The following is a 6,159-nucleotide window of genomic DNA, read 5'->3' on the forward strand; positions in this document are numbered from 1 at the left end:
GCCGGAGCTCGTCGACCAGACCAGCCGCGAGATATTGATTGATGGTCGTCGCACCGCCGTGGATCGAGATGTCGCCGTCGCCGGCCGCCGCCCGCGCCTGCGACAGCGCCGACTCGATGCCGTCGGTGACGAAGTGGTACGTGGTGCCGCCCTTCATCGGCTGCGGCTCACGCGGGTGATGGGTGAGCACGAACACCGGGGCGTGGAACGGCGGATCGTCGCCCCACCAGCCGTTCCACGGCCGATCCCACGCGCCCCGCACGGGACCGAACATGTTGCGTCCCATGATGACCGCTGAGGCGGCGTTGATCTGGTCGACCTCGGCTTGGTTCTCCGCACCGGCGTCGAACATCCAGGCGTGCAGCCGGTCGCCCCAGCCGTCACCGCCGTCGTCGCCGAACGGGCGTTCCTCGCTCTGGTTGAGCCCTGCCGAATACCCGTCGGCGGAGATCGTCTGATTAACGATCACCTTCCCGGTACCTGTGTTCACCGCTCACTCCTCCGTGCAGCGTCCATCGACATCGACGACCTGTCATCATGCCCAGCCTGCCAGTCCCCGCCTTCATCCCGGCTTCGTGCATCGACGTCGCCGGATCGGGAACTCATAGCGGCATGTCGCAGCAGCAGGCCGGTGCCACGCCGGAAGAACGCGCCGAACTCGACCGTGAGGACGAAGAGGAACGGGAACTGATCCGCCCGCCCGACGTCAACCAGGAGTCGAACCGGTCCGCGACCCGGCTGGAGCTGTTCTTCGACCTGGCTTTCGTGCTGTTTGTCGCGCGGTGCGCCGACATCCTGGCGGAGGACGAGACCTGGGTGGGTGCGCTGCGGTTCACCGCGGTCCTGGCCATCGGGTGGTGGGCGTGGGCCAGCAGCACGCTGTACGCCAACCGGTTCGACACCGACGACGCCGTCTTCCGCCTGATCACGCTGCTCGGCATGGCCGGCGTGGTGGGGATGGCGGCCTCCGCCGACAAGCTCGATGCCACCACGAGCCGGTGGTTCGCGATCGCGTACGTGCTGTTGCGCGTCGTCCTGATCGTCGGCTACCTGCGGGCCTGGCGTTCGGTGCCGGACGCGCGCCGTACCATCCGGCCCTATCTGCTGGCTCACTGCGCCGGCGCCGCCGTCTGGGTGATCTCCCTGGCGGTGCCGACCCCGGCCCGGTACGTGCTGTGGGGCATCGGTGTCGCGGTGGATCTGCTCGGGCCGACGCTGGCCGCGCGGCTCGAGGACGGCATCCCGCTGCACATGGAGCACCTGCCGGAACGTTTCGGCCTTTTCGTCATCCTGGTGCTCGGCGAGTCGGTCGCCGCGGCCGTCACCGGCGTCCACGACGGCGGCTGGAAACCTAGCGTGGTCGTCACCGGGGCGCTCGCGCTGCTGATCGCCGCCGCGGTGTGGTGGTCGTACTTCGATCTGTCCGGCGGCGTCGCCAAGAGACGGCTGCTCCAGGAGGGGCACGATCGCACCCGCCAGGGAGTGCACGACTTTTACGTGTACGTGCACCTGCCGGTCGCCATCAGCCTGGCCGCGGTGGCGGTCGGCCTCGAGCATGCGATCGTGCACGGCGCCGACGCCCACCTTTCCGCCAGCACCCGGTCGGTGCTGGGCATCGGCCTTGGCGTCTATCTGGCCACCGCCGCGCTGATCCAGGCCGTCCTGGCCCGGCAGTTCCGGGCGGTGCTGCTGTGGCCGGGCGCGGGCGTCGTCCTGGTGCCGTTAGTGTGCCTGATCGACCTGTCACCGCCGATCCTGCTCGCGCTGGTCGCCGTGATCATGGTCGGCGGCGTGATGACCGGCATCGCCCAGCACCGGGCGGGCGAGATCCGCACGGCTAAGACCTGACCAACGACCGTCGGACCGAAGGGACAGGTATGGATGACTGGGTGCTCGCGTCGCCGGGAGGAGCCGTTGCGATACAGGTCCGGCTCGGGGTGGACGGCGTGCTGGACTACCGGGTCGTGCACCGGAACCGTCCGGTGGTCGGCTGGTCCCGCCTCGGTGTGGTGCGGACGGACCAGGTCTTCGACGCCCCGCTGACCCTCATCGCGGCCGGCGAGCAGACCACTGTCCAGGACCGCTACACGATGATGCACGGCAAACAACGGGACGGCCGGGCCGACGGCCGGGCCCGGAGCCTGCTGTTCGCCAACGCGGCCGGCGCCGAGCTCGCGGTCGATCTGCGCGCGTACGACGACGGCGTGGCATTCCGCTATCGCTTTCCGGGCGTCGGGGACATGACGCTGGTGCGAGAGCTGACCGAGGTGACGCCGGCCGAGGACGGCGAGGCTTGGCTGCAGCCGACCCAGGAACCGTTGGAGTACGGCCCGGCGTACGAGGCGCCCTATGGCGGCGTGCCCATCGGGACGGCGTCCAGCGGCCCGGGCTGGGACCTGCCGGCGGCTTTCCACACCGGGAACAGCTGGCTGCTCGTTGCCGAGTCCGGCCTCGACGCCACGTGCTTCGGCTCACGGCTGGCGCCCGTACCCCACGCACGCACTTATTCTTTTGCCCCTCCCCTGGCCGGCGAGGGCGATGGTCACGGCAGCGCCGAGGCCCGGAGCTCATTGCCGTGGACGCTGCCGTGGCGGGCGATCGTGGTCGCCGACCGGCCCGGCGGGCTCGTCGAGAGCCAACTGGTCGATCACCTGGCCGAGCCGAGCCGCATCCCCGATCCCTCCTGGGTGCAGCCCGGCCGGGTGTCCTGGAGCTGGTGGTCCGACAACGACAGTCCCCGCGACCTGCGGCGGCTGCGCGACTTCGTCGACCTGGCGCACGACTTCGGCTGGGAGTACTCCCTGGTGGACGCCAACTGGACGGTGCACACCGACGACGACATGCGGGAGCTGGTGCGGTACGCGGCCGACCGCGACGTCAGGCTGTTCCTCTGGTACAACTCCGGCGGGCCGCACAACCACGTCACGGAGCAGCCGCGTGACCGGATGCACGACCGCACGGTACGGCGAGCCGAGTTGGCGAAGATCGCGCAGTGGGGCGTCGCCGGCATCAAGGTCGACTTCTTCCACAGCGACAAGCAGGACGGCATCGCGCGCTATCTGGACATCCTCGCTGACGCGGCCGAGCACCGGATCATGGTGAACTTCCACGGATGCACCATCCCGCGAGGCTGGACCCGCACGTGGCCGCACTTGATGACCATGGAAGGGGTCCGCGGAGCGGAGACGTACATCTTCGACGAACAGTTCCCCGCGGTCGCGCCACGGCACAACACGATCCTGCCGTTCACCCGCAACGCCGTCGGCCCGATGGACTACACGCCCGTGACCTTCAGCGACAACCGTTACCCGCATCAGACCACCCCCGGGCACGAACTGGCGCTGGCGGTGGTGTTCGAGTCGGGTCTGCTCCATTTCGCGGACTCCGACCGCTCGTACCGGTCATTGCCACCGGAGGCCGCCGGCGTGCTGTCGCGGGTGCCGGCGGCCTGGGACGAGACGCGCTGTCTGACCGGCGTGCCGGGCAGCCACGTGGTGATCGCCCGCCGCCGCGGCGACGACTGGTTCGTCGCCGGCATCAACGGCCGCTCCGAGCCGGTCGCGGTCGATCTGGACGTGGCCGAGCTGACGGACCCCGACACGGCGTGGCTCGTGCTGAGCGACGCATCGCGCGGCGAAGACCTCACCGCGACGAGCGCCACCGCCGAACGGGCGATGTCGTTGGTCATGGCACCGTACGGCGGGTTCCTGGCGACGACCTCGCGAGGATGACGCGAATGGTTCTGGAATGCGAGACTGGTCCGAAGTGGAGTTTGTTGATCGAAGAGGTGCCAGTTGGCTCGTCTCCGTGCTCCCTGGGTCCCGCTGCTCAACGCCGTCGCCGCTCCCGTCGTCAGGATCCGGTCCACGGCGGCCTTCGTGGCGGGGATCGAGTCGAGGAGCGTCGCCCGGATCGGCATTCGTGAGCCGGTCGACGACGCCTACCGCGTGGAGACGGCAGTTCTCGTCGACGCGTTCCGCGCGGTCGACAGCCTGAGCCCGCTGGGTGTTCTCGGACTCCGCGACGAGTTGACCCGGCGGTGGGCAACCCGGCTGTGGATCAACCGGTTTCTGCTCAGGCATCCGGAGGTCGGCGCCGAGCCGGTGACGGCGCCGATCGTGGTCCTCGGGCTGCCGCGCACCGGCACCACCCTCCTGCACCGCCTGCTCGCCGACCGGTCCGGCATGCGTGGGCCGCTGTTGTGGGAACTGCTCGCGCCGCGGCCGGCGAGCGACCCCGACGGCGACGCCGCCCGGCGACGGCAGGCCGCCGAGCGAATGACCCGACTTGCGCGGCGGGCAGCTCCGGCAATGCAGGTCTCCCACGATCTCGCCGCGGATCGACCCGAGGAGAACCTTTTCGCCCTGCCACACCACTTGGCCTGGTACACGCGGGCACCCCTGCCGGGATACCGCAAGTGGTACGTCGAGCGCGATGCGACCCCCGACTACGCCTACCTGCGGCAGCAGCTACAGGTCATGCAGTGGGGTGAGCCCCCGCGGCGATGGGTGCTCAAGACCCCAATCCACCTGTGGAAGATGGACGCCCTGCTGGCGGTCTTTCCCGACGCGACCATCGTGTGGACCCATCGCGACCCGGCCCGGGTGGTGCCGTCCTGGTGCAGCCTGACCGAGTCGGTCAGACTGCTCAATCTCACCAGAGTTGATCCGGCCGGCCTCGGTCCGGAGTATTGCGAGTTCTGGAGCGACGCGATCAGGCGGGCACTGGCGGTCCGCGCCGGGCTTCCACCCGACCGGGTCGTGGACGTGGGATACGCCGACCTTGTCGCCGACCCTGACCGGGTGGTCACCCGCGTCCTCACCGCTGCGGGTGCGCCTGCGACCGCGACGGCGGCGCCCCGACCGGCCCCGGAACCCACCCGGCTCGTCCATCATTACCGAGGCGATCGGTTCGGCCTCACCGAGGCAGGCGTACGAGAGGCGTTCGCGCCGTACCTGGCCACCCACCCCCAGACGCTGCGCACCGGATAGCGACAACCGGGACCCCGGGTCGAGCGCGACGGCTCAGGTGGGGGCCGGTCCCGAACCCAGGTGGATCTCCATCTCCTGGGCTCCGGGTGTGGGCGGCCGGTTGGTGCTCGGCCGATCGAGGTAGAACAGCGACGTGGAGGCGATGTCGTCGCGCAGCGGCAGGTAACGTCCGCCGGTGCGCCAGCCCAGCGCCTGGACCTCGACGCGCAGCCGAGTCGCGAAGTGGATCGGGTCGGGCACGTGCCAGCGGAACATGCCGAAACGCTGCTGGCTGGCGTAAAGCCCGTCCGGGCGGATGACCTGCGGCAGGCCCAGATACGGGGTGGAGAAGGTGGTGTAGCCCCGGCCCGGGACGTCGAAATTCCAGGCGCCGCCGAAATAGTCCTCGGTGCCGGTGCCACAGATCGTAGGGAACTCCTCGTCCTCGTCGAGGTAGAACTTCATCTCGCCCTCGCCCCACCAGCCGTTGCTGTTGACGCCCCAGGCGAGGTACGTGCCGACGTAGTGCCCGAACCCGCGCACGTCGTCGAGCAGCACGTGCGTCCTGAGATACTCGAGGAGATTGCTGCGGCGCCACTGCCCGTGGAAGTAGCCCTCGTTGTCGTGGTCGCCGCCCAGCTCGTAGGTGATCTGGTAATACACCCGAGCCGGCGCCTCCGACAGGTTCTCCAGCGTCAAACGGGCGCCGGCGCGGAACGGCATCGGCCAGTACGAGTTGAAGCCGCCGTGCGGGTTGGCCGCCACCATCTCCGAGCTGACCTGGCTGAACTCGCCCCACCCGTGGCAGAAGAAGTCGCCATAGGGCACCTCCACGGCCGGCTCGTCCGCGCCGTCCCAGTACGCGCGCAGCAGCAGCGTGCGCCAATGGCCGCTGTGCGTGGTGATCCAGAAGTGGGTGATCCGGCCCGGGCCGTCGATCTCGCCCAGCGTGAAGGAGGCGCCCGGCGGAATGTCCACGCTGGGCGACACCTTCCAGCCGGGACCGAGGTCGCGTGCGCTCTCGGCGCCGGTGCCCTCCGTCGCGCGGCCGCCCCCGCCGGCCGACCCGTCGAAGTTCTCCGGGCTGATCGACCGGGTCCGGACGGCCCGAAGGCGGGAGACCGGTAATCGGGCGGTCACGGTTCAGGCTCCTCCGGTGCGCTGGGCTAAAGCTGTGGTACGACGCGAA

5 protein-coding genes are annotated in these 6,159 nt (G+C 69.8%); 3 read left to right on the forward strand and 2 right to left on the reverse strand.

The window, feature by feature from the left end; translation table 11 throughout:
* Positions 1 to 490 (reverse strand): dihydrofolate reductase family protein (locus tag AB0M20_RS21915; RefSeq protein WP_364300861.1); only part of this gene is annotated, 490 nt, incomplete at its 3' end.
* A 47-nt stretch (positions 491 to 537) separates the two neighbouring features.
* Between AB0M20_RS21915 and AB0M20_RS21920 the strand changes: the two genes are divergently transcribed.
* The 3 genes from AB0M20_RS21920 to AB0M20_RS21930 all read left to right on the forward strand — a co-directional run bounded on the left by AB0M20_RS21920 (position 538) and on the right by AB0M20_RS21930 (position 4,991).
* The gene (locus tag AB0M20_RS21920) at positions 538 to 1,848 is read left to right on the forward strand and encodes a low temperature requirement protein A (RefSeq protein ID WP_364300863.1); all 1,311 of its coding nucleotides are present in this window, start codon (positions 538 to 540) and stop codon (positions 1,846 to 1,848) included.
* Positions 1,849 to 1,877: 29 nt separating this feature from the next.
* Positions 1,878 to 3,731 (forward strand): glycoside hydrolase family 97 catalytic domain-containing protein, encoded by a 1,854-nt coding sequence (locus AB0M20_RS21925; protein WP_364300865.1) that lies wholly within the window; start codon positions 1,878 to 1,880, stop codon positions 3,729 to 3,731.
* A 63-nt stretch (positions 3,732 to 3,794) separates the two neighbouring features.
* Positions 3,795 to 4,991 carry a sulfotransferase gene (locus tag AB0M20_RS21930; protein ID WP_364300867.1) on the forward strand — a complete coding sequence of 399 codons (1,197 nt, stop codon included), beginning with the start codon at positions 3,795 to 3,797 and terminating at the stop codon, positions 4,989 to 4,991.
* A gap of 33 nt (positions 4,992 to 5,024) precedes the next feature.
* Here AB0M20_RS21930 and AB0M20_RS21935 read toward each other — a convergent pair whose 3' ends face one another.
* Positions 5,025 to 6,110, reverse strand: a complete 1,086-nt coding sequence (locus tag AB0M20_RS21935; RefSeq protein WP_364300869.1) for a glycoside hydrolase family 172 protein — start codon at positions 6,108 to 6,110, stop codon at positions 5,025 to 5,027.
* Positions 6,111 to 6,159: the final 49 nt, after the last annotated feature.

This window comes from Actinoplanes sp. NPDC051633 (assembly GCF_040681735.1).
In the GTDB taxonomy this organism is placed as follows: Bacteria; Actinomycetota; Actinomycetes; order Mycobacteriales; family Micromonosporaceae; genus Actinoplanes.